Below are 22,813 nucleotides of genomic sequence, written 5' to 3' on the forward strand. Positions count from 1 at the left end.
TCATCGTCGGTGGTGGCCGCCGCGCGGGGAGGGACGGCTACACGGCACCGAGGAAGCCGGGGTCGGCCCCGTCGAGCTGCCGGCAGGAGGCGCGGCTCACACCGAGGAGCTCGGCCATCGGCACCGCGCGCCGGGTGGCGGCCGACAGGTCACGCCGGGCCTCGGCCGTCCACAGGGGCGGGAAGAAGGACAGCCCCTGCCCGGCGGTCAGTGCGCGCACCTCGTCGTGCCAGCCCGGCCAGCGCAGTGTCCCGTAGAACTCCTCGAGCGCACCGGAGAGGATCCACGACAGCCATGCCCCGTGTCCGGCGCCGAGTGCCTCCCAGCGGAGGGAGTCGGGCGCGAAGTACACCACCTCGCCGGGTGCCCCGGGCCGTCCGGCCTCCTCGGGCGCGGCGCCGTTGACGGCGAAGACGCCGCCGAGGACGTCGTGCGCGATGACCAGCCCCGCCTCGGCCTGCCAGGCGGCCTCGAACGCCGCGGGGAAGCCGTTGACCCGGGCCAGGGTCGGCAGCCCCTGGGGGTTTCCGGGCGCGGGGCTTCCGTAGACGCGCAGCCAGCCGTGGTCGAGCACCAGCCCGCCGCAGTGCAGGACGAAGGCGCCCAGGTAGGACCTGGCTGTGATCTGCAGTTGCAGGAGCGCGGCGCGTCCCGCCTGGCCATCGCCGGGCACGACGTCCACCGGCACCCGGCCGGAGTCCAGCTCCTGCCGGATCTCGGGCCAGGCGGGGTCGTCTACGTCGATCAACTCGGGCAGCTCACGCACCGCCGCATCCTCGCACGGCCGCCGGTCAGCTCATCGGGCCGGGCTCCGGTTCCGGCCCCGGCACGGGATCGGGTCCGGGCGGCTTCGGCACCGGATCCGGCGCCGGCCCGGGCGGCGGCGGCCCCGGGTGCGGCGGCGGTGCCGGTACGGGACCGGGCGCGGGGCCCGGCTCGGGCCCCGGCGGCCCGGGCTGGGGCACGGGCGTCGGCGGCACCGGGTCGGGCGGCACCGGGCTCGGCGGCGTCGGCGACGGGGGTACGGGGTCGGGGGTCGGCGGATTGGTCATGGCGTCCATCCCCTCGGTGATCGAGCGGGCCCGGTCGGGCGGGCCCGTCCAGCCTCTCGCGCTGCGCGTTCCCCGGCGCGCGCGGATCACTCATCAGGGTGGCGACCGCCGCCGCGCGCCCCGACCGGGTCCGGCCGCTCAGCCCCGCGCGGCGGGAACGGCGTGCGGGCTGCGCGCGGTGTCGCTCCCGGGCACGGGCGCGGAGGCGTCGGAGCCGAGCTCCACGATCCGGTTCGCGGCGTCGACGTGCACCACCCGCGGCACGAGCGAGCGGGCCTCTGCGTCGTCGACCTGGGCGTAGCTGATCAGAATGACCAGATCCCCGGGGTGCACGAGGTGCGCGGCGGCCCCATTGATCCCGATGACCCCGGAGCCGCGCTCACCCTCGATGACGTACGTCTCCAGTCGCGCGCCGTTGTCGATGTCGACGATGTGCACGAGCTCGCCGGGGAGGAGGTCGGCGGCCTCCATCAGGTCGGCGTCGACGGTGACCGATCCCACGTAGTGCAGGTCGGCCTGGGTGACGGTGGCGCGGTGGATCTTGGACTTGAACATGGTGCGCAGCATGTTGGACTCCTGGAAGACGGCTCCCTGCCTGCTTTGCGCAGGTCAAGGGCGGTCTTCACTGTACACCGGCACACGTCGGACTCGACGGCTGTGAGGAACATCGCTGCACGCTATGGAGCGCCATCGCGATCAGCGCCATGAGTCTCCCAAGGCACAGCAGGCAGAGCCGGAAGCCGGGAAAGGGTCAGCAGCAGATCGTCGCGTCGGTACTCGATGCCGGCTGCCAGCAGGACGCGGGTGTGGTGGTCCAGTGCTTCGATGAGACTGTCCGGCAAGCCGACGGCGACGGGAATGCGCCAGGCGTCCTTGAGGAGGGCAGGGATGTCCTGCTCGTTCACGCGCAGGTGCGTGTGAACCAGCCACGGTTCGACGGACCTCATCGGTCCGCGCACCGAGCGGTCGTGCTTGCCCAGGATCCGGTTGCCGGCCAGCTGCAGAGCACGCAGCACAGCCATCTCGGAGACTGCGGTGATCAGCACCGCGCGGTCTTCCGCATCCATCGGCGTCGCTCAGCTCCTTGCTGGCCTTCCGTGACGGCCCCGCGGCCCCAGGGCGTGTCGGATCGGCTCTGTACACGGCCGCGCTCCCGGTTGTGTCAGGGCCGCTGGCCGGCGCCCCACGCTCTGTGGTCACCGGCCGCGGACGCGCGCTGCGCGTTCCTGCTCTTCAGCCTCACGGAGCAGCTCCCGCTGCTGTGAGCGGCCCGCTGCTGCCACCGCCTGCAGCACTGGGACACGATCGGCGAGGGCGGTGAAGTATTCAAGAAGCTCGGAGTGCACGCGTGAGCGATCTCCCCACCAGGTGTCGTACCAGCCAGCGGCCGCAGCGATCTTCTCCGCGCGCACCCCCCGCTCCAGTAGAAGCGGACCGATCTGTTCCAAGGCTGTGTTGCGCTGTCCGGCTAGGGCCTCCACCAGCTTGTCAGGGGTGACGGCGTACTCGTCGAGCAGTTGCCGGGCCAGCTCGATGTCCGAGTTGACGAGATGGATCAGGGCACTGGGGCCGATGCGAGGCAGACCGATGCACCGAGAGGCCAGCCGTAGCCGGTGCGGGCGGGGCAGGCGGGCCAGGATGCCATCATCATTATGAGGAAGAGGTGAGGCATACCAGCCCTGGTCGGTCACGTCCTGCAGCCGTCGGCAGAACCACCCTTCGAAGGTGTCGGCGTCATGCTCGGCGATGTAGGCGAGTACCTGGCCGGCTCTCCACTGGTTGTGCTGCGCTAGGTGATCGATGCGCATCCTGTGAATGGCGGTGCGCCACGCAGCCTGCCAGTCAGGGGGCAGGGTGGGTCCGTGCCGTGCGCCCATGCCGAAGCTGACCGCTGCGCTCGCGGCGATGGCAGGTTCGGCATGGACGAGCAGCCGATGCATGACGTCATCCGCCTCGCGGTGGAAAAGCATGTCTAGACGAACCGCGTCCTCGGCTCGCATCGACTCGATCACCAGCTCCCCCGTCCGGTCCACCACGCCGCGCACAAGGACCGCACTGATGGCAGCCGGCCGAGTGCGAGCGTCGTCCAGGGCTGCACGCAACACGGCCAACGGCACTGCGTCGGGGTCCGTACTGAGCCATCGCGTCAAGGCGACACTCAGCAGCGTCCTGCATCCCGACGCGGCCGCCTCTCGGTACCACGCAGCCGGGTCAGCCATCAGTTCGCCCAGGCGGACGGCCGTCAGATGACCGGTGTGGTCGCCGACCAGGCGTGCCTGTTCCGCCAGTTCATCGAAGCGGACCACTCCTGCGGCAGGACCCAGTTCCGCCAGCTTTGTCGCCAAGGCTGCGGCGTGGGAGGAAACCTGCTCAGCGGCGGTCTCGTAGTCGTCTGTGAAGTCGATGCCTCCCCATTCGCAGAAGGACTGCAGGTCCGGCTCGATGTCGAAGACGGGCAGCTCATACCCTGCCGCGCGGGCGCGGTTACGGATGTGGGCGAGTTCTCGGTGGGCACGCAGCGCTGTGCCAGCACTGCGCTGCAGGAGCGGGTGGAGGGTGTCCAGGATACGGCGGCCTCCCTCGGCACCGTACTGCATCTGCTTGGTCGAGGGAGTCTGGCCCTTGAGGGCGACGCCGAGGCCAAGACGGATCCATCCCAGCGCCATGTCCAGCAGGGCTATCAGCGCGTGGGGCGGACAGGGCACTCTGTCGCCGCCGGACGCATCGCTGGTCAAGAGCAGTACTACTTGCTCCCACAAGCGGAGCAGGCCGAATAGATTGTCAGCGGCATCGATGCCGTTGGCGATGGTGACCGTGTTCAGCGCGCCGGGGTCCTGCCAGTTCCCTGACACCTCGACGCTGAAGATGCCGGCCAAAGCTTCGGTGGCCACGCACCACTGTTCTTCGGTTCTGCAGCAGTTGCGGATCCAGTCGAGCACAGCACCCAGCAGACGCCTGCGGATGTCGAGGGACGTGCCGAAGTCGGGATCGATGACACCCGCCAAGTCGCCGAGCACCCGCAGCGGATGATCCGGGGTGGAGTTGCGGCGTCGCCTGTCACCCACGGCCAAGGCCAGCAGGCCCTTGATCGCTTCAGGTAGTAGGAACTGGCGTGCGCTTTGGATCAGTTGGCCGACCGCTGCGTCACCGATGGGGTCGACAGCTATCCCGTATGCCTGGTCCGGTTCCCGGGGAGCCGCCAGGACGACCAAGGCCGCGTTGGTGGCGAACTCGGCTGCAGAGGCGTCCAGACGTGCGTACTGTGCGACCACGGCGAAAGTGCTGGTGTCCCAGGACGTGGCGGCCGGCAGCGATCGGACCCATGTCTCAGCCTGGTCCCGTGCCCGTTGGGAAGAAGACACTTCAGCCGCGGACATCACCGCCGACGCCAGGCTCAGTGCATGGTCGGGGAAGGCTGCCGCCAGCGTGGCCCACGGTCGTCGAACTGGTGTGGTGAAGAACCAGCGTGCCACCAAGGCCGCTCGCAGGACCGGCTGCAAGTGCCAGATGTCGTCGCGGCACTCCACCAAGCCGTTGTGCGCAAGACCCTCAACCATGCCCGAGAGCTCAGCCGGAGCCACCCCAACCAAGGGTGCGAGTGCGTACAGCGTCTCCGGCGATGCGCCCCCCAGTGCTGCCACGCAGGCGAGCGCATCCAGCACCGTGTGCGAGGAGGTCACCTCGCGCAGATACCTCTCGACGTGTGCCACATGCGCCCTACCACTGAAGACGTCCCGGCCTTGGCCGCGGGCCAGCGACTCGCACAGCACCAGCGCCCAGCCCGGTCTGCCGTCCGCCTGATCGAGTACGGCGGTCCGGGAACGGTGCCCGGTGACTCCTGCGGACGTCACCAGGACGTTCATCTCCGCCCGTTCAAGGAGGCCCACGTCGACGACTACCGCTTCAGGCAGCCATCCTCGTACCTCGTCAAGCTGGTCCGGCCAGGTCGTCGTCACGACGGAGAACGCCAAACCCGTCTGTCGACGCGCGTGCCTGAGGGCACGTACCGCATCAGGGCGAACATGCGCATCGTCCACGACCACTGCTTCCGGCGTCGTCAGCTGCAGGTCGTCATGCAAATAGCCCAGCGCCGTGGGCTCGAAGTACAAAGCTCGATCACCCAACTGACCGGTCAGCCGTGTCTTCCCCACTCCCGGGACTCCGACGACCACCACGTCACGGCCGGCGTCGACCGCGGCAGACAGGGCATCGACCTCCTCCTGCCTGCCCACCAGCGGGGGCAGGCATATACCCATCGGCGTGTCCAAGGGCGCTTCGAGTAGGGCACCCAGACGGCCCTCGATCCCCAGCAGACTTCTGCGCCAGGCTGCGTCCTGTACCAGCTCGCGAACAAACCAGTCCTGGCCGTAGACATGCGCAGGAGGTAGTCCCCGGTCGGAGCACAGCGTGTAGAGGGCTTCGCGCGTACGGGCATTGACGGGCTGTGAACAAGCCACCACCACGAGGTCGACCCGCAAGCCTTCCTGCTGCATTCGCCGCAGACCGTTGCGCACGTTGGCTACCGGATCACCGGTAGTGACCATAAGACGTCCCCGTGCCTGAGAGTCTGTGCCGCCGGAAGGGAAGTAGATATCTGCGTCACGGCCGAAGTCGTGGCCGCCCTCGACCGCCGACAGCCCCGGATACCGGGACTGCAACAGGGCACAGGCACACCGCTCGAACTCCGTCGGATGGACAGCCTCGTTGAGAGCCTGCCGAACGCGCGCTGGAAGGTTCACAACCCCACATATTAGGCATCGCCGTACCGTCACGGGCGAGTAACGGTAATGGACCACCACGGTGAAACGACACTGTCGGCAGTTGCTGCCATGTGCAGCCCGACGTAGCCACGAACACGATCGCCGCCAGGACCTCTCGGTCGCCGTGCCGACGTCGACCACCCCCTGAGGGCCGCGACGGCGCTTCCAGCAAGCCGCTCAACGACGCCTACGACCTGTCGCGCCTACGCCTCGCTTGAGCAGTCGGTCTCAGCCCACGTCGCCCGGAGGTCACGGCAGACAATGGTGAGTGTGCCGTCCCAGCAGGCGATCTCGTGGGTGCAGCCGTCTTGGTGCGGCAGGATCTCGTCGAGCATCACAGCCCCGAGGTTGGTCCCGCGGCCCTCGTCGGCGGGATCGATGATGAAGTTGGACACCCCTGTGTAGCGGATGACGAGGTCTTGGTCGTGCTTCCAGCAGTTGTGCTGGAACTCGACCTCGACCTCCTCACCACCGGCACCCCGGACGGCCCGAAGCGTCAGGTCCTTCACACATCGCCTGCTGCGGAAGTCGTAGTGATCCGTATCAGTGGCGAAGGACCGGGCACCCGGCGGCAGATCACCAGAGATCAAGGGCAGATGCTTCAGGTAGCGAGCCGGGTCCAAGACCCCTGACAGGTCGCCGACCTGCGCGTCGAGATTGACGTACTCCATCGGCCTTCGCCCCCGCTCGTGGCTTCCTGCTGGCCGATGAATCGTCGCATCGGCCATGACAGGTGTGCACGTGGCGGGCCACTGCGCCGGGCGCGAGCGGGTAGCGCTCAGAGGGCCGGCGCAGGGGCCGGAGCCCGGGACCGGTCGGCTCAGCCGCCGCTCTTGCGCCTGAACGACCGCTGGCTCGCGGCGGGGCCGTGCGCCGCGCGCACCTTCGAGGCATCCCGGTTGGCGGCGACATCCGCCGCGTCCGCCTGCGCACCGCGCTTGCGCGCCAGGGCTTCGCGGAACTTGCGCTTGAGGTCGTACGTACCGTCGCTGTCCGGCGCCAGCGGGGACGTCTCGGGGGCAGCCGGCTCCGAACCTTCGGTAGTAACGGGCTCTGCGGTCATGGTGACCTCCTGGGTTCGGGGGTGGGCAAGCACAGCTTGTCATGCCGGGCGCAGTGGGAGCGCCGGCAACGGCATCGGAGACAGTCCGACGGCTCTCAGCCGTTGCGACGCACGAGGGCCGCCTTGCGGGCCTCGGCCAGCTTGCGGGCCTCGCCGGCCTTGCGGGACTTGCCACCCGCGGCGCGGGAGGCGTCCTTGCTGGTGCCGAGGCCGCGGAAGGGAGCGTTGCCGTTCTTGGGGCGGGGGGCGGCGGGCGCGCCGTCGAGCGGGGTGCCGGAGGGAGCCTTGGCGCCGGTGATCCGGCTCAGTTCCGCCTCGCCCGAGCGCACCTTGGTGACGGTCGGCGCGATGCCGGCCTCGGCCATGACGCGGCTCGTCTCGCGGCGCTGGCCCGACAGCACGAGTGTGACCACGCTGCCGGACTCACCGGCGCGGGCGGTGCGGCCGGCCCGGTGCACGTAGTCCTTGGGGTCGGTGGGCGGGTCGACGTTGACCACGAGGTCGAGGTCGTCGACGTGCAGGCCGCGGGCCGCGACGTTGGTCGCCACCAGGACGGTGATCTGGCCGTTCTTGAACTGTGCCAGGGTCCGTGTGCGCTGCGGCTGGGACTTGCCGCTGTGCAGGGCCCCGGCGTGCACCCCGTTGGCCCGCAGGTGCCGGGTGAGCTGGTCGACGGCGTGCTTGGTGTCGAGGAACATCAGGACGCGGCCGTCACGGGCGGCGATCTCCGTGGTGACGGCGTAGCGGTCGGGGCCGTGCACGACCAGGACGTGGTGTTCCATCGTCGAGACCGTGCTCGCGGAGGGGTCGACCGAGTGGACGACGGGGTCGTGGAGGTAGCGGCGGACCAGCTGATCGACGTCGCGGTCCAGGGTGGCCGAGAACAGCATCCGCTGGCCGTCGGGGTGTACCTGGTCGAGCAGGTCGACGACCTGCGGCAGGAATCCCAGGTCGCACATCTGGTCGGCCTCGTCCAGGACGGTGATCCTCACCCGTCCCAGGCGGCAGGCGTTGCGCTCGATCAGGTCGTGCAGGCGTCCGGGGGTGGCGACGACCACCTCCGCGCCCTGGCGCAGTGCGGCGACCTGCCGGCCGATCGAGACGCCGCCGACGACTGTGGCCATCCGCAGCCGCAGTGCCTCGGCGTACGGCGTCAGTGCCTGGGTGACCTGCTGGGCCAGCTCCCGGGTGGGCACGAGGATCAGGGCGAGGGGCTGCTTGGGTTCGGCACGCCGCCCGGCCGTACGTGTCAGCAGCGGCAGGCCGAAGGCGAGGGTCTTGCCCGATCCGGTGCGGCCGCGCCCCAGGACATCGCGCCCCTTCAGGGCATCGGGCAGGGTGGCGGCCTGGATCGGGAAGGGTTCGCGCACCCCGAGCTCGCTCAGTGTCCGCTGCACCTCCGCCGGCAGTTCCAGACCCGCGAAGGAGACGGCCGCGGGCGGCGCCGGGGCCGTGGCCTCGGGCCGGGCGGGGCCGCCGTGGGCGATGCCGGAATCGTCGGGGTGCTTCATGTACAGCCTTCCGCTGGGGAACGTACCGGGGAAGGCCCGGCAGGAGGGAACAGCCCGCGCGCAAGCCGAACCGAACAGCGAGAAGCGCCCACCGCGACGACCACGCAAACGTATGACCCTAACACAAGGCAGAACGCGGGCCGTGATACCGGTCGTCCGGGGTCCGGCCGGGCGCCCCAGTGGCCCGACAGGCCCTGCCGTGGACCGGGTCGAAGGCGTGCGCTCACCACGTGCCGCGGTCGCGCGCCCGCGTCCGCTGCTTCTGTTCGATGAGGGTCGCGACAGCGCGCAGCCAGGTGGCCGCGGTGTCGTCGGCGGTGGTTCCGCCCGTGATCTCGGTGCCGGCCTGCAGCCATTCCCGTACGAGGGCGGCCGCCTCCGGGCGGGGCAAGGGCTCGGGGAGCTCCACGGCGTGGGTGAGGCCACCGGCGCGGACGGTGTCGGCGAGGAAGGCGACCGACCGCGGCTCGGTGGCGAGGCGGTCGAGGAGGACGGCTGCGGCTGCGGCGCCGTCGCCGAACAGGGCGGTGCGGCGGGGGCCGGGCTCGGCGGTGAGGCCGTAACGCAGCAGGACGGTGATGTCGAGCTCGGCCAGCTCGTCGTCCGTGAGCTCGGGTGGATACGGGTCGTTCATGGTGGGACCTCGGGTGTCTCGTCGCGTCGGGCTGGTCCGCCGTGGCTCAGCCGACGGTGACGGTGTAAGTGATGCGCTCGGGCGCCGGGGAGGGGGTTGCCGTCCCCGTGGTCGGGGTGGCGGAGGGCCCGGTCGCCTTGGGGGGCAGGCTGGAGGTGTTGCCCTTGCAGGTGGTGAAGGTGCAGTGCAGCAGCGTGAAGTGCGTGGTGCCCTTGGCCTTGGCCTCGAAGGTGAAGGTGAGCCGGCCGCCGCCACCGGCCCCGCGGCCGGAGTCCGCCACGTACTCCCGGTCGCTGCTGACGAGCACCGAGCTGTCGGGCAGGGGGTCGACCAGGTACCAGTACTCGCGGGTGGAGACGTTCTCGTGGACGGTGAGCGTGAAGCGCTCACCCGGCTTGGCGCTGATGCTGGTGTCTTCCACCGGGTGGCTCACGGTATGAGGAGAGCCACCGGGGTTGTCGGCGCCCGGGCCGCAGCCCGAAGCGAGAGCCAGGAGCGCGGCCGCCGCGATCGCGGCAACGCCCCGGCTAGCGCGGAAGGTAGACACTGTACGCGTTGGGGAGATCACTGCTGGAAGCCTTGCCCATGTTGCCGTTGATGAAGTCGTACTCGCTGACCCAGGTGGTCGTGCCCCAGGGGTTGTACACCTGCAGCATGTCACCCTCGTGGGCGATGATGGTCATGGCGTGGGCGCCGTCCTTGCCCGAGACGTCGACCGGCACCGGCCGCCCCTCGGCCACCGACTTCTCGACCTCGGTGAGGACCGCCCGGCGGTCGGCGGCGTTGTTCAGGTCCTGGCGCTGGTAGTCGGTGCCGGTGGCACTGCCGACGTGGGTGTCGTTGATCCGTTCCTGCCCCTCGGGGCCCATGCCGGTCCACTTCTCGCCGCCTTCGCCCTCGGTGTGCAGGCGGTGCTGTTCGGCCACGAGGCGCTGCCTGAAAGCGACGGGGTCGTCCTGCTGCCCGTCGGGGCCGCCGGTGAGCTGGAGCGCGTACACCGGGTCGACCATGGCGCGGGACGTGACGGTGGAGGAGGCCACGCAGGTGCCCTCGGAGCCGTCGCCGCCCTGGATCCACCCCTGGCCGTTGAACGTCACCTGTTCCTTGTTGACGTTCGAGCCATCCTGCTCCAGGCCCCTGTCCTTCATGCTGTCCGCGCCGGTGACCACCGGAGAGAGGTGCCGGCGCATCCACTCGGGGTCCTTGCCGTGGATCTTGTCCTGGAACTTCCCGATCTCGGTGACGCTGTGCCCGGCGGCCAGGGCCTTCATCAGGTAGGCCCGTTCCTCCGGACTGTTCGACTTCGCCAGCATCCGGTCCATGGCCGTCGCGTCGTCCAGGCTCAGCTGGTCCATCCGGGTCGACGCGCGCGCCAGGTCGCTGGGCGTGAGGATCTCGTTCAGCTCGGTGTGGGCGCCCGCGACGCCGGTGTCGGCGAGCATGATCTTGTCGACGGCGGTGAGTTCGCTGGTCCCCATCTTGCCGGCCCGCGCTTCGGCGGCCCACTTGTTCAGCTCGCGGGCCGCGTTGCGGGTGGCCTCCTGCGCCTGGGAGACGGCGGCGTGCATCATGTCGACCGCGTAGGAGCCGAAGTGGGCGGCGTTCAGACGGTCCCACTCCTCCTCGTCGTCCTCGTGCAGGTCGTCGAAGAAGCCGTCCCTGCCGCCGAGCATCTTCTTCTGCTCCAACAGCTGTCCGCGGCCCTCCTGGTCCTTGCGCTGCGCTTCGTCGATCGCGTCGGCCAGCGTCAACAGGGTCGTGGCGCAGCCGTTGAACGCCTCGGTCATCTGGGTCACGGACCGCCCGGTGGCGTTCACCGCGTCGGAGGCGAGGACGCTCGTGTCACCGACCCACACCTCCGGGAGGCCCTTGCGTGCCACCCGGTCGACCCTGTCGAAGACGGTGCCCACCGGGTCGACCTGGCTGCGGTAGAGCCTCGCCACGCCCTCCAGCAGGGCTCGGTCGCCGCCCGGTTCGGGCACCGAGAGGGCGTTGTCGATCAGGTCGAGGAGCTCGTTCTTGCTTTCGACACCGAGCATCTTCTTGGACAGCCCGGCCAGCCAGTCGAGGCGGAAGGACGGGGAGTCGAAGGGGGAGGAGAAAAAGGACACCGGCCAGCCCCTCAGTAGCTCGAGAGGGCCGAGGAACGCCGCTCGCCCTGGGTCGACGTGTCGGTGAGGCCGCTCGTGCCGCCGGCGGGGACGCCGTCCACCCGCGTCTGCACCAGGCCGTCGGAGCCGCGGTAGGCCTTCTTGGCCAACTGCACCTTGGCGCCGAGCTCGTGCAACGCGGACGCCACCGTCTTGGCCTCCGCTTCCCACGCCTTGACGAAGGCGTTCAGCGCCGACGCGGCGTCCTCGCCGCCGACGTTGCCGTACGAGTAGGTGGTGCGCGGCTTGACGGCCGCGCTGACGGCGTCCATCTCCGTACCGGCGTCGTCGAGTTGCTGGGCCTGGCCGGTCATACCCGCCTTGACCTGGTAGCCGTCAGAGACCACCGTGCCTCCCCCGTGTGCATACGATCATGATCGCGGGCAGGCTAACACGCACCGTACATACGAACGATCGCACGTCGTTCGCCCCACACACCCCCTCCACAACACGCCCACGGCACGCCCGGGATCCGGTCCGGGGTGGCCGTCGTCGGGGCTGGTGCCCGGTTGGGCCACTTCACTGCCGCGAGGGGTCCTCCCACGGGCCGATGCTGCGGGAGCGTACGGGCTCGACGAAGCGGGGCGGCGCGGTGTCGGGGTGGTCGGGGCCCCAGTTGAGCGCCTCTCCGGTCATGACCACGCGTGCGTCGTCGGTGTACCAGTCGACGAGGTCGCTGTCGGAGCGGACGAGCCAGGTGCAGCCCTTCTCCGCGTCGGCCGTGAAGTCGCCGTGGCGGATCAGCGGCGGACGCCAGAAGTAGGTGCCGGGCCACATCTTGCCGTAGTTGTACTCGAAGGCTCCGTCCAGGCAGTACGCCTCCTCGCTGCACGGGTGGTGCGCCAGGGGTTCTTCGCGCCAGCCCGGCTTGGCCTTGATGAGGCGGGTGTAGAAGCCGGTCTTCTCGTCGCGGTGCAGGAGCTTGATGTACAGGCCCGGCACGGGGGTGCCGCCGAGGTCGAAGCGCATGGGACTGCCGTCCTTGACGTCGATCCACGGCATGTCGGAGGTCCGGAGGACGACGAGCCTCTGGTCCTCGCGCACCCCCGGCCGATCACGGTCGGCGAGGTCGAAGCGCCAGTCGCCGTACTCGCGGAAGAGGAGGATCTCGGTGCCGGCGGCGGCCCGGACCGGGGGCGTGAGGACGCCGGCGGGCGCGGTCCAGTAGCCCTCGGGGCCGAGGAGCGAGTCGCCGATCGTGACCTCGCCCGCGAGGACGTACCACTCCGTGTCCGCGTGGTGGACGCCGGCGGGCCGCGACCAGTCGCCGGTGAAACGGACCTTGAGGGAGGCGGAGCCGTCCTCCTCGTCGTAGCTGAGGTTGAGCTGTTCGGCGGTGCCCGTCGCGTGCTGGAACTCGGCGGGGTGCCAGATCAGGTCGCGCTCGTCGATGAGCTCCACGTGTGGGCGCATGGGTCCTCCTCCGGTGGCTCACTGAGGTTTCCGATACGGAACGTACCGCTTATCAATACCCGGTGCAATGTGTATCGTTAATCTCATGACGCGACCCGGCCGGCCCGCGGGGCCCACCGACGACACCACGACGGTCGTGCTGACCGCCGCCCTGGAGCTGCTCCTCGCCGAGGGGGCCGCGGCGCTCACGCCGCAGCGCCTGCACACCGTGACGGGGGTGTCCCGCTCGACCGTCTACCGGCACTGGCCCACTCCGTACGCCGTGCTGGCGGCGCTCATCGACGTCGCTCCGCTGCCCCCGCGCGAGTCGACGGGCGACCTCGCCGCCGATCTGCACGCCGAGGTGGACCTGCTGTGCAACCGGCTGCGCGACAAGCCCGTCGGGGGGTTCCTGCAAGCCCTGATCGCCGCGGCGTCCCTCGACCCGGCGACGGCCGAGCTGAGGCGCCGGTACGTCGGCGACCTGCTGGCCCCGTTCCACGACGCGCTGCGCGCCGCCGGGGTCACCCGGCGGGAGCGCGAGGACGCCGTGGCGGCGATCGCGTCGCCGCTGCTGGTGGAGGCCCTGCTCCTCGACCGGCCCACCGGGCGGACCAGGGCGCACCGGACGGTGGACGAGGTGCTCGCGAAGCTGGTGCGCGCGGAAGGGAGGGCGGACCGGTGACCAACGCCGTCGGGCCGCGCGCCGTCTTCGGAGTGGTCGTCCCCAGCACCAACACCGTGGTCGAGCACGATTACTGGACCGCGGGCGTCCGCGGCGTCGCGTACCGCGCCGGGTCGATGTACATCCCCGATCCGGTGATGGGCGACGACCGCGGTTTCCAGGCGCTGCTGGTCCAGATCAGGGCGTCCATCGACACCGCGGTACGGGACGTGCTGACGGCCGAGCCGGACCGGATGGTCATGGGGATGTCGGCCGAGACGTTCTGGGGTGGGGTCGAGGGCAACGCGGCGTTCGAGCGGCGGCTGCGCGACCGTACGGGCCTGCCCGTGACGACGGGGGCGAGTGCGTGCCGGGCGGCCCTGCAGGAGCTGGGGTGCCGCCGGATCGCGGTGTTCTCGCCGTACCAGCCGGTGGCGGACCGGGAGGTGGGCCGGTTCTTCACCGAGGCCGGGTTCGACGTGACCGCCGTGACCGGCCTGCGCTGCCCGACCGCGATGGACATCGCGCGCGTACCGGACGAGCGGCTGCGGCGCGTGGTGGGCGAGCTGGACGGGCCGGACGTCGACGCCGTCGTGCAGGTCGGCACCAACCTGTCGTTCGTGGCGCTCGCCGACGCGCTCGAAGCCGAGCTCGGCAAGCCGGTGATCGCCATCAACAGCGCGACGCTGTGGCACGCGCTGCGCCAGCACGGCATCGAGGACCGCGTGGAGGGGGCCGGCTCGCTGCTGCGTGAGCACTGACGTACGCGTCGGGTCAGTCCCGGCGGACGTACCGGCCCGAGGGCTCGCCCACCACGACGCCGTCGCGGTAGGCGACGCGGCCGCCGACGATGGTGGTGACCGGCCAGCCGCGCAGCTCCACTCCCTCGAACGGGCAGTGGTCCTGGCCGGACAGCAGGAGTTCGGCCGACACGGTCCGCCGTCGGTCGAGGTCGGCCACGACGATGTCCGCGTCGGCGCCCACCAGCAGGGAGCCCTTGCGGGTCAGGCCGTACGCGCGTGCCGGGTTGGCGGACACCAGCTCGGCCACCCGGTGCAGCGGCAGGCCGCGCCGGTGGTGGCCCTCGGAGAGCAGCACCGGGTACAGCAGCGCCGTGCCGCCGAACCCGGGCAGGGCGGGCCACAGGTCGTCCCCCTTGTGCTCCTCCATGCAGCAGGCGTGGTCGGAGGCGATCCAGTCGACGTCACCGTCGAGCACCCCGGCCCACAGGGCGTCGTTGTCGTGGCGCGTGCGCAGGGGCGGGTTGACCTTGGCGCCGAGCCCGGCGCCCGCCGCGTCGAGCGAGGCGTGGTCCAGGCACAGGTGGTGGAGGGTGACCTCGGTGCGTAGGTCGAGGCCCGGATGGGCGCGCCGGGCGGTGCGCGCGGCGTCCAGCGCGTCGGCGCCGGAGAGGTGGAGCAGGTTGACCGGGCAGCGGGCGGCGTGGGCCAGCGTGACGGCCTCGCCGATGGCGACGCGTTCGGTGAGCGGCGGGCGGCCCTCGTGGTAGGCGGCGAGGGTCTGTGGGTCGCCGTTCTTGCGTACGCGGTCGATGAACAGCCGCATCAGCTCGGACTGTTCGCAGTGGAGGGAGAGGGAGACGCGGCGGCCCGGGCGGCCTGGGGCGGCGGCTGCCGCGACGCCTTCCATCAACTCGAAGAGGTGCCCGAGGTCGTACTCCTGGCCGTCGTCGGCCATCCGGAACGCCTGGGCGTCGCGGGAGCTGGAGGCGAGGTTGAAGCCCTTGTAGAACATGTAGTACTTGAACGAGGTGACGCCGTGCTCGGCGATGAGGCGCGGGATCTCGCCGATCTGGCCGGTGGTCATCGGGGCGAGGTGGAAGCCGTAGTCGGTGAACGCCCGGCCGGCCACGGCCCGCAGGACCTCGGGGAAGATGTCCTCGTAGCTCCCGGTGCGGTTGAGGTAGTGCTCTCCGGTGCGGAAGTACGACAGCACGGTGGTGGCGCCGCCGACGAGTGAGGACCGGGTCTCCTCGTACGCGTCCAGCGCCAGGTCGCGGTAGATGCCCAGGTGGTAGTGGGCGTCGACGGCGCCCGGCAGGACGACGCGGCCGGTGGCGTCGAGGACTTCGTCGGCGTCGGCGGTGGGCAGGTCGTGCCCCAGGGCGGCGACGCGGCCGTCCTTGACGGCGAGGTCGGCGCGCACCTCGCCGACGTAGGGCTGGATGAGCGTGCCGTTCGTGATGAGCAGGTCGTAGCGCGCCATGGCTCGGGGCTGCGGAGAGCAGCCCCCACCCCCTTCGATACGGAAGACGAATTCCGGAGACGGATGCCGGAGCGGATACCGATGTCGGACACCGGAGCCGGACACCGGAGTTGGATGCCGATGTCGGCCGGGGAAGCCCCAAGCCCCCCGAGCCTGTTTCGGTGAATGGAACAGCGTTCCCCTATCGGGCCGTGACGGCACATGCTAACTTCGGCACTCCCGTTCCACAATGAGGAACAGGATTTCCCTCACGGCACCGGGAGGTGAAAGCCCATGTCCGACGGCCCTTTGCGCGGCGTCTCGGTCCTCGACTGTGCGACGCTCTTCGCCGGGCCCCTGGCCGCGACGATCCTGGGCGACTTCGGCGCGGACGTCGTCAAGGTCGAGCACCCGCGCAAGCACGATCCCGCGCGGACGCACGGCCCCGCGAAGGACGGCGTCGGCCTGTGGTGGAAGTCGCTGGCCCGCAACAAGCACACGGTCACCATCGACCTCGGCACACCGTCGGGCGCGGCCCTGCTGCGCCGCCTGGCCGCGCGGGCGGACGTCCTGATCGAGAACTTCCGCCCCGGCACGCTGGAACGGTGGGGCCTCGGGCCGGACGTCCTGCACGAGGCGAACCCCCGGCTCATCGTCGCCCGGGTGACCGGCTTCGGCCAGTTCGGGCCGTACGCCGGGCGCCCCGGGTTCGGCACCCTCGCCGAGTCGATGAGCGGTTTCGCCGCCGTCACCGGCGAACCCGACGGGCCTCCGACCCTGCCGCCCTTCGGCCTCGCCGACGGCGTCGCCGCGCTCACCCTCGCCGGGGCCGTACAGACGGCGCTGTACCACCGCGATGTGCGCGGCGGTCCCGGCCAGGTCATCGACCTGGCCATCATCGAGCCGCTGTTGACGCTGCTCGGGCCGCAGCCGATGGCGTACGACCAGCTGGGCATCGTGCCGCGGCGCACGGGCAACCGGTCGGTGAACAACGCCCCGCGCAACACCTACCGCACGCGCGACGGCAGGTGGGTGGCGGTCAGCACCTCCGCGCAGTCGGTCGCCGAGCGCGTGCTGGCCCTGGTCGGCCATCCGGAGGTGACCACCGAGCCGTGGTTCGCCACCGGTTCGGGCCGGGCCGCGCACGCCGACCTCCTCGACCGGTACGTGGGCGACTGGATCGCGGCCCGGGACCTCGCGGACGTCCTCGACGCGTTCGGCGAGGCGCAGGCCGCCGTGGCGCCCGTGTACGACATCCGCGACGTCTTCGCCGACCCGCAGTACCGGGCGCTGGACTCGCTCACCACCGTCGAGGACGAGGAGCTGGGACCGGTGCGCATGCAGAACGTCCTGTTCCGCCTGTCCCACTCCCCCGGTTCCATCCGCTGGACCGGGCGCCGCCCCGGGGCCGACAACGACGCGGTCTTCTCCGGCCGGCTGGGCCTGGGCGCCGACGAGCTGGCCGCCCTGCGTGAGGAAGGTGCCATTTGACCAGTCCGACGAGCCGCCTGTGGGAACGCACCGCCCGGGCCGAGGTGTTCGACCTCGCCCAGCCCATGCGCCGTGGCATGCCCCAGTCCCCCAACCACCCGCCGTACCGGATGCTCCTGGAGCGCCGGCACGGCGACATGGTGCGCGCGGACGGCGGTTCGGCGGCCAACGAGCTCATCATCACGGGCGGCCATGTGGGCACCCACGTCGACGCGCTCGCCCATGTCTCCCAGGAGGGACGGCTGCACGGCGGGAAGCGCGCGGAGGACGTCCAGGGCCACGAGGGCTTCGGCGCGCTGGGCATCGAGGAGTTCTCCCCGTACGTCGGCCGCGGCGTCCTCCTCGACGTCGCGCGGCTGCACGGCGTGCCGGTCCTCCCCGCCGGACACGAGGTGACGGCCGGCGAACTCGCCGCCGCCGAGCGCCGCCAGGGTGCGGCCGTCCGCCCGGGTGACGCCGTGCTCGTCGGCACCGGCTGGTCACGGCTCTGGCACGACGCCGGCACCTTCACGGGCACGACCGGCGGGGCTCCCGGGCCGGGGCCCGCAGCCGCGCGCTGGCTGGCCGAGCGGGGCGTCCGGCTGGTCGGCGGCGAGACCATCGCGTTCGAGCACATCGCGCCCGGCAAGGGCCACGCCACCCTCCCGGTCCACCGGATCCTGCTGGTGGAGGCGGGCATCCACATCGTGGAGACCATGCGCCTGTACGAACTGGCCGACGCGGACGCCGGCGAGTTCCTCCTCGTGCTGGCCCCGCTCCCGCTGGTCGGCGCCACCGGCGCGCCGGCCCGTCCGCTGGCGGTGGTGGAGCGTGGCTGACGCGACCGGCACCCCGGCCGTGCCGTACGCCCACCGGCTCGCCGCCTTCGCCACCGCGGCCCGGGACGAGCCGCTGCCGCCCGCCGTCACGGCCGATGTCATCGGCCGGATCCTCGACACCGTCGGCAACTGCCTCGCCGCGCTGGAAGGGGGCGAGGGGTCCGAGGCGCAGGCCGCCGTAGGGCGCATGGCGCGGCGGGCCGGCGGCGTACCCGAGGCCTCGGTGATCGGCTCGGCCGAGCGGCTGCCCGCCGACCGGGCCGCTCTGCTCACCGGCACGCTCGCCCACGCGCTCGACTTCGACGACACGCACCTGCCGTCGGTGCTGCACCCCTCGGCGTCCGTGGTGCCCGCCGCCCTGGCCGCCGGGGAGGCGGCGGGCGCGTCGGGCCGCGAGCTGATCGCGGCCGTGGCCGCCGGCGGCGAGGTCTGCGTACGCCTCGGGCTCGCCTCGTACGACGCGGCCCTGCGCAACTCGGTGTTCTTCGAGAAGGGCCTGCACGCCACGTCGATCTGCGGGACCGTGGGCGCCGCCGTCGCCGCCGGGCTGCTCTACGGCCTCGGCGGCGACCGGCTCGCCGACGCCCTCGGCATCGCGTGCTCCCTGGGCGGGGGGATCATCGAGGCGAACCGCACGGGCGGGACCGTCAAGCGCGTCCACTGCGGATGGGCGGCACACGCCGGTGTCAGCGCCGCACAGCTCGCCGCCGAGGGGATCACCGGGCCGCCCACCGTACTGGAGGGGCGCTTCGGGTTCTTCCGCGCCTATCTGGACGACGCCTGGCACGCGGGACCCTTCCTCGCGGGCCTGGACCGGATGGACCTGGACGGTGCCTGGGAGCTGCCGCGGACCGTGTTCAAGCCGTATCCCTCGAACCACTTCACCCACCCGGGGATCGACTGCGCGCTGGCCCTGCGTGCCGCCGGGCTGGACCCGGACGCGGTGCAGTCCGCCGAACTCGGGATCGCCGCCGCGCCGTTGCGGACCATCGGCGAGCCGCGCGCGCTCAAGGTCCGGCCCACGACGCCGTACCACGCGAAGTTCTCCGGCCCGTACACCGTCGCCTCCGCGCTGATCGGGGGCGGTGGGCTCGGCCTGCACCTCGACGACTTCTCGCCGGAGGCGTTCGCGGACCGGCGGCGCCTGGCGCTGGCGGAGAAGGTGGGCGTGGTCGTGGACGAGCGGTGCGACGAGGAGTTCCCCCGGTCCTTCGGCGCGGTGCTACGGGTACGGACGTACGACGGCCGGCACTGGGAACACCGGGTGCGCTCCTCGCGCGGCGGGCCGGGGAACCCGCTCACGCTGGACGAGCTCGAGACGAAGTACCGGCTCAACGCGGCACGCGTGCTGCCGGAGGAGGAGGCCACGGCGCTGGCCGCCCGGATACGGGCGCTGCCCGACCGCGGCGACCTGCGCGGGCTGCTGCCCACGCGGGGCGGGCGGGCCGGGTAAGAGGCGCCGTCATGCGGTTCGGCCCGCCGCGAGGACGCGGCGGGCGCCGCGTACGACCGCCTCGTCGATCATCCGGCCGTCGTCGGTCAGCACCGCCAGCCCGGCGCGTACGGCCGCCTCGTACCGGTCGACGAGCCGCCTGGCGCGCTCCACCTCGGCGGGAGTGGGCGTGAACACCTCGTGGACGACGGGCAGTTGCGCAGGGTGGATGCAGGCGCGGGACCGGTAGCCGAGCCGTCGCAGCGCTTGCGTGGAGCGCCGCAGGGCGTCCGCGTCGTGGTAGTCGGTGAAGACCGGACCGACGGGTGGGCGGATACCGGCGGCGACGGACGCCAGCAGGACGTGCGTGCGCAGGGCCAGCAGTTCGCGCTCGTCCTCCCCCGGTTCCATGCCCAGCTCGGCGCACAAGTCGGCCTCACCGATCTGGAGTTGTACGACGCGTGGCGAGGCGGCGGCGATGGCGGGTGCCGCCAGTACCGCAGCGGCGTCCTCCAGGAGCGGTGACACCGCGATCCGGCCCGCGGCGATGCCCGCCTTGCGCTCGCGTTCCGTGAGGACGGCGTCCAGCGCGCGGACGGCGTCGGGCCCGGCGCACTTGGCCATGATCACGCCGTCCAGGGCCGGGGCCGCGACGGTCCGGGCGTCGGCGTGACCGGCCTCGCCGGGGTTGATCCGCACCCAGAGGGAGCACGGTCCGCCGGGTCGCTGCGCGGCAGCCCAACGGGCGGCCTGGTCGCGGGCGGATTCCTTCGCGGACACCGGTACGGCGTCTTCGAGGTCGACGATGACGGCGTCGGCGCCCCGGGTGAGGGCCTTGCCCAGCAGCGCGGGCCGGTCGCCGGGCACGTACAGCCAAGAGCGCGGGGTCACGGTCACTCCATCCGTCCTCGGGCGCGGCCGCCCCTCGGAGGCGCGCGCCGACGCACGCCGCGGCGGAAGCCGGGCGGGGGTGGGGAACGAGCGGCGGCAACCGTAGCGGCGCCCGATTCCGGGGGTCAAGGCAGGCTCCTCCGTTCGTGTTTCGCATGCCGATCCAGCGTTTCCCGTTCCAGCCCTTGACAGCGAGACCTGACACGGGCTGTATAGGGGGCCTGATAGGCAACACCGTTTCCCTGTTGGAAACGACTGTCCGTCCCTTTCCTCCTGCTCCGGAAGGAGCACCCCATGACCGCCGAGCCACGCCGGCCCCGCGTCGTGGACGCGTTCACCGGTGCCGCCGCCGGACTCTTACCCGGCTCCCTGCTGGTGGGCGCTCCGCTGCTCGGCGGTGTCGTCGGGATGCCGGGCTCCGCCCTCCGTTACGTGCTGCTCTCGGCGGGACTGCTGAGCGGCCTCACGGCGATTGCGGCCGCCCGGCGGCGCCGGCGGGCGGGGTCCCTCTCGGCCACGGCCGCCGCCCGGTACGCCGCGGTGGCCTGCCTGCTGACGGCTGTCGCGGGGGTGTGGCCGTCGGTGGCGGTGTTCTGTACGGCGGTGGCGGCCTCGGCCGTCCTCGGGGCCCCCGCGCTGTCCCGGCAGCCCGGTACGACGCCGTGGTACGCGGGCGTCCTGGCCGGTCTCGGCGCGGCAGGGGCGGTGACCGGAGCGCTCGCCGACCGGCCCGGCACGGCGCTCGCCGCGTGTGGCTGCGCCGGGGCCGTCCTGCTCATTCCGGCGGCGGCCGGCGGCGGGACGGCCCCTGCCGGGGGTGCGGCGCCCGCACGGCGGGGCGCGTGGGCGGCGGTTGGGGCGGGCACGGCGGCCGCCCTGTCGGCCGCGCAGGACTTCTCCGTCTTCCGGTTCGAGCTTCTGGGCGGATCGCTCGCCCTGTTCACGGCCGGCGCGGCGGGAGTGGCCGTGGGCTTCTTCGCGGCCGGGGCACTGGTCAGCACCATGTGGCGCGGCCCTACCGCTGCGAGGCCGCCCCTGCTCCTGCTCGCCCTGGGCGCGGCGGTGACCGCCTGCGCGGTGGCGGCGAGCGCCTGGCAGCTCACCCTCGCGCTCGGGGGCGTCCTCGCGGTGGCGGCCGGGTGTGCCCGCCTGCTGCCCGGCCGGTACGCCGCGTGGGGGCTGTGCGGGGCGGTGGCCGGGGCGGGGCTCTGGGAGGCGGCGGGGCGGCTGGTCACGGCCGCCGACGCCCTGGTGGTGGTCGCCCTGTGGCCGGCGGGCGCGGCCGTGGCGTACGCGGCGCACGCGCCCGCCCGGCGCGTACGGCAGGACAGGAAGGCATCCTCATGACACGATCCGCGTCGGCCCGGTCCGGTTCGCCCGGACGGGCCTCCGCCGTCGCGACGGTGTGCGCGGCCCTCTGCCTGTACGGCGGCGTCGCCGGCGGCACGAGCGCCGCGGCGGCGGACGGACCGGCGACGGCGAAGGTCTCCGCGGCCGTCGGGCTGACCGACGGTCAGGAGGTCACCGTCACCGGTCGGGGCTTCCGGCCCGGTCTCCCCTCCGTCGCGGTCGGCCTCTGCCGGGAGGGTTACACCGGTATCGGCGACTGCGACCTGGGCGGCGGCGCCACGCTGGTCAACATCGACGGCTCCGGCCGGCTGCCCACGGTCAGACTCACCGTCCGGGCCAGGTTCCTCGGCGTCGACTGCCGGACCACCGCCTGCGTGGTGGGCGTCTCCCCGCTGCCGTCCGCGGCCCCCGCCGCTGTGCGTACCGCCAACACCGTCGACATCCCCGTGGGTTTCCGCGGCGGCACCGTGCCGGGCGAGCCCTCGGGCACCGGCAGCGCCGCCACCGGCCCCGGCTCCTCCCCCGCGCCGGACGGGCGCGGAGACGGGCGCTGGGGCGGGCCGTCCACCGCCCTGTGGGCCGCTTCCACCGGCGTGACCGTGTGGTGCGCCGTCTTGTCCCTCGTCCTCTCACGACGTGGCCGATCCCGTTTCCCTCACACCGACACCGGAGGTACACCATGACGTCCCTGCGCCCGTCCCGTCGCACCGCCGCCCTCGCGGCGGCAGCGGCCCTCGCGGTCACGGCGCTCGCCGCTCCGGCCGCTGCGGCGCCCTCGCTGACCGTGAGCAAGTCCACCGGCCTGGCACCCGGCGACAAGGTCACCGTCTCCGCGAAGGGGCTCAGTCCCAACCAGCCGTTCGTGCCGATCGGGCTCTGCACGCCGAGCCCGGCCAAGCCGACGGACTGCGACACCGCACCGGAGTCCTCGGTCATCGGGAGGACCGACGCGTCCGGTGTCTGGCACAGCGCGTCCTCCAACGGCACCACCGCGCGGATCACCGTCAAGGGGAAGGTGGGTGGCGTCGACTGCACCGCGAAGGCGGGTGCCTGCGTCATCGCGGTGTCCATCACGGCGACCAGGGAGCTGGCGCAGGTGCCGCTGACGGTCGGCGCGGGAGGCGGCACGGGAGGTACGGGCGGCGGTACGGGTGGCACGGGCGGCGGTACGGGTGGCACGGGCGGCGGCACCGCCCCCTCGCCCGGTGCTCCCCGGCCGTCGAGCACCGCCACCACGCCCAGCCTCCCGAAGACCGGTCCCGGCGACACGCTCCCGGTGGCGCTGATCGGCGGCGCCTTGGTCGTGCTCGGCGCCGGGGGGATGTTCGTGGCGCGCCGGCGACAGGCCGCCAGGCACTGAGACCGTGCCGGGCACCGGTTCGGTGAACCGGTGCCCGGCA

Annotated in this window: 22 protein-coding genes and 1 pseudogene; 8 read left to right on the plus strand and 15 right to left on the minus strand. The window is 72.1% G+C overall.

Annotated features, from left to right (window positions below; all coding sequences use genetic code 11):
• Positions 1-37 precede the first annotated feature (37 nt).
• From ACZ42X_RS01610 to ACZ42X_RS01670, 13 genes and pseudogenes are all read right to left on the minus strand, one after another.
• The gene (locus ACZ42X_RS01610; RefSeq protein ID WP_468283050.1) at positions 38-766 is read right to left on the minus strand and encodes a DUF2625 domain-containing protein; all 729 of its coding nucleotides are present in this window, start codon (positions 764-766) and stop codon (positions 38-40) included.
• A 424-nt stretch (positions 767-1,190) separates the two neighbouring features.
• Positions 1,191-1,619, minus strand: a complete 429-nt coding sequence (gene panD / locus ACZ42X_RS01615) for an aspartate 1-decarboxylase (protein WP_468283053.1) — start codon at positions 1,617-1,619, stop codon at positions 1,191-1,193.
• A 110-nt stretch (positions 1,620-1,729) separates the two neighbouring features.
• Positions 1,730-2,119: a hypothetical protein gene (locus ACZ42X_RS01620; RefSeq protein ID WP_468283056.1), complete on the minus strand. Its 390-nt coding sequence runs from the start codon at positions 2,117-2,119 to the stop codon at positions 1,730-1,732.
• A 129-nt stretch (positions 2,120-2,248) separates the two neighbouring features.
• On the minus strand, positions 2,249-5,791 hold the full coding sequence (locus tag ACZ42X_RS01625; protein ID WP_468284140.1) for a hypothetical protein: 3,543 nt from the start codon (positions 5,789-5,791) through the stop codon (positions 2,249-2,251).
• A 76-nt stretch (positions 5,792-5,867) separates the two neighbouring features.
• A pseudogene (locus tag ACZ42X_RS01630) lies at positions 5,868-5,993 on the minus strand (transposase); the annotation flags it as partial.
• 22 nt (positions 5,994-6,015) lie between these two features.
• Entirely contained in the window at positions 6,016-6,540 is a 525-nt protein-coding gene (locus tag ACZ42X_RS01635; protein ID WP_468283059.1) for a hypothetical protein, read from the minus strand.
• A 92-nt stretch (positions 6,541-6,632) separates the two neighbouring features.
• Entirely contained in the window at positions 6,633-6,875 is a 243-nt protein-coding gene (locus ACZ42X_RS01640) for a DUF5302 domain-containing protein (RefSeq protein ID WP_468283062.1), read from the minus strand.
• A 95-nt stretch (positions 6,876-6,970) separates the two neighbouring features.
• Positions 6,971-8,386 (minus strand): DEAD/DEAH box helicase, encoded by a 1,416-nt coding sequence (locus ACZ42X_RS01645; RefSeq protein ID WP_468283065.1) that lies wholly within the window; start codon positions 8,384-8,386, stop codon positions 6,971-6,973.
• Positions 8,387-8,609: 223 nt separating this feature from the next.
• Positions 8,610-9,020: a hypothetical protein gene (locus ACZ42X_RS01650; protein WP_468283068.1), complete on the minus strand. Its 411-nt coding sequence runs from the start codon at positions 9,018-9,020 to the stop codon at positions 8,610-8,612.
• A 46-nt stretch (positions 9,021-9,066) separates the two neighbouring features.
• Positions 9,067-9,441 (minus strand): protease inhibitor I42 family protein, encoded by a 375-nt coding sequence (locus ACZ42X_RS01655; RefSeq protein ID WP_468283071.1) that lies wholly within the window; start codon positions 9,439-9,441, stop codon positions 9,067-9,069.
• A gap of 106 nt (positions 9,442-9,547) precedes the next feature.
• A complete protein-coding gene (locus ACZ42X_RS01660) occupies positions 9,548-11,131 on the minus strand; it encodes a peptidoglycan-binding protein (protein WP_468283074.1) in 1,584 nt (527 codons plus the stop codon).
• Positions 11,132-11,142: 11 nt separating this feature from the next.
• Positions 11,143-11,517: a hypothetical protein gene (locus ACZ42X_RS01665; RefSeq protein ID WP_468283077.1), complete on the minus strand. Its 375-nt coding sequence runs from the start codon at positions 11,515-11,517 to the stop codon at positions 11,143-11,145.
• A 172-nt stretch (positions 11,518-11,689) separates the two neighbouring features.
• Positions 11,690-12,583 (minus strand): DUF4437 domain-containing protein, encoded by an 894-nt coding sequence (locus ACZ42X_RS01670; RefSeq protein ID WP_468283080.1) that lies wholly within the window; start codon positions 12,581-12,583, stop codon positions 11,690-11,692.
• Positions 12,584-12,668: 85 nt separating this feature from the next.
• On the opposite strand from ACZ42X_RS01670, the gene ACZ42X_RS01675 reads away from it, so the two are divergent.
• Positions 12,669-13,247: a TetR-like C-terminal domain-containing protein gene (locus ACZ42X_RS01675; protein WP_468283083.1), complete on the plus strand. Its 579-nt coding sequence runs from the start codon at positions 12,669-12,671 to the stop codon at positions 13,245-13,247.
• Complete coding sequence (locus ACZ42X_RS01680; protein ID WP_468283086.1) at positions 13,244-13,987, plus strand: maleate cis-trans isomerase family protein; 744 nt, start codon at positions 13,244-13,246, stop codon at positions 13,985-13,987. The genes ACZ42X_RS01675 and ACZ42X_RS01680 overlap by 4 nt, the downstream gene beginning before the upstream one ends.
• Before the next feature lie 13 nt (positions 13,988-14,000).
• Here ACZ42X_RS01680 and ACZ42X_RS01685 read toward each other — a convergent pair whose 3' ends face one another.
• The gene (locus tag ACZ42X_RS01685) at positions 14,001-15,452 is read right to left on the minus strand and encodes a dihydroorotase (RefSeq protein WP_468283089.1); all 1,452 of its coding nucleotides are present in this window, start codon (positions 15,450-15,452) and stop codon (positions 14,001-14,003) included.
• A 273-nt stretch (positions 15,453-15,725) separates the two neighbouring features.
• On the opposite strand from ACZ42X_RS01685, the gene ACZ42X_RS01690 reads away from it, so the two are divergent.
• Genes ACZ42X_RS01690 through ACZ42X_RS01700 form a run of 3 tightly spaced genes read left to right on the plus strand, consistent with a single transcriptional unit; the run spans position 15,726 to position 19,193 of the window.
• On the plus strand, positions 15,726-16,922 hold the full coding sequence (locus tag ACZ42X_RS01690) for a CaiB/BaiF CoA transferase family protein (protein ID WP_468283092.1): 1,197 nt from the start codon (positions 15,726-15,728) through the stop codon (positions 16,920-16,922).
• Complete coding sequence (locus ACZ42X_RS01695) at positions 16,919-17,740, plus strand: cyclase family protein (RefSeq protein WP_468283095.1); 822 nt, start codon at positions 16,919-16,921, stop codon at positions 17,738-17,740. The genes ACZ42X_RS01690 and ACZ42X_RS01695 overlap by 4 nt, the downstream gene beginning before the upstream one ends.
• The gene (locus ACZ42X_RS01700; protein ID WP_468283098.1) at positions 17,733-19,193 is read left to right on the plus strand and encodes an MmgE/PrpD family protein; all 1,461 of its coding nucleotides are present in this window, start codon (positions 17,733-17,735) and stop codon (positions 19,191-19,193) included. Before ACZ42X_RS01695 ends, ACZ42X_RS01700 begins: the two co-directional genes overlap by 8 nt.
• 9 nt (positions 19,194-19,202) lie before the next feature.
• On the opposite strand, the gene ACZ42X_RS01705 is transcribed toward ACZ42X_RS01700, so the two are convergent.
• Positions 19,203-20,063 carry an HpcH/HpaI aldolase/citrate lyase family protein gene (locus ACZ42X_RS01705; RefSeq protein ID WP_468283101.1) on the minus strand — a complete coding sequence of 287 codons (861 nt, stop codon included), beginning with the start codon at positions 20,061-20,063 and terminating at the stop codon, positions 19,203-19,205.
• A gap of 294 nt (positions 20,064-20,357) precedes the next feature.
• On the opposite strand from ACZ42X_RS01705, the gene ACZ42X_RS01710 reads away from it, so the two are divergent.
• The 3 genes from ACZ42X_RS01710 to ACZ42X_RS01720 are packed head-to-tail and all read left to right on the plus strand — an operon-like array spanning position 20,358 to position 22,773.
• The gene (locus tag ACZ42X_RS01710) at positions 20,358-21,410 is read left to right on the plus strand and encodes a hypothetical protein (protein WP_468283104.1); all 1,053 of its coding nucleotides are present in this window, start codon (positions 20,358-20,360) and stop codon (positions 21,408-21,410) included.
• Complete coding sequence (locus ACZ42X_RS01715) at positions 21,407-22,096, plus strand: neocarzinostatin apoprotein domain-containing protein (protein WP_468283107.1); 690 nt, start codon at positions 21,407-21,409, stop codon at positions 22,094-22,096. Before ACZ42X_RS01710 ends, ACZ42X_RS01715 begins: the two co-directional genes overlap by 4 nt.
• Positions 22,093-22,773, plus strand: a complete 681-nt coding sequence (locus tag ACZ42X_RS01720) for a neocarzinostatin apoprotein domain-containing protein (protein WP_468283110.1) — start codon at positions 22,093-22,095, stop codon at positions 22,771-22,773. Before ACZ42X_RS01715 ends, ACZ42X_RS01720 begins: the two co-directional genes overlap by 4 nt.
• The last annotated feature ends 40 nt before the right edge of the window (positions 22,774-22,813 follow it).

It is taken from the genome of Streptomyces sp. NPDC030862 (assembly GCF_055571835.1).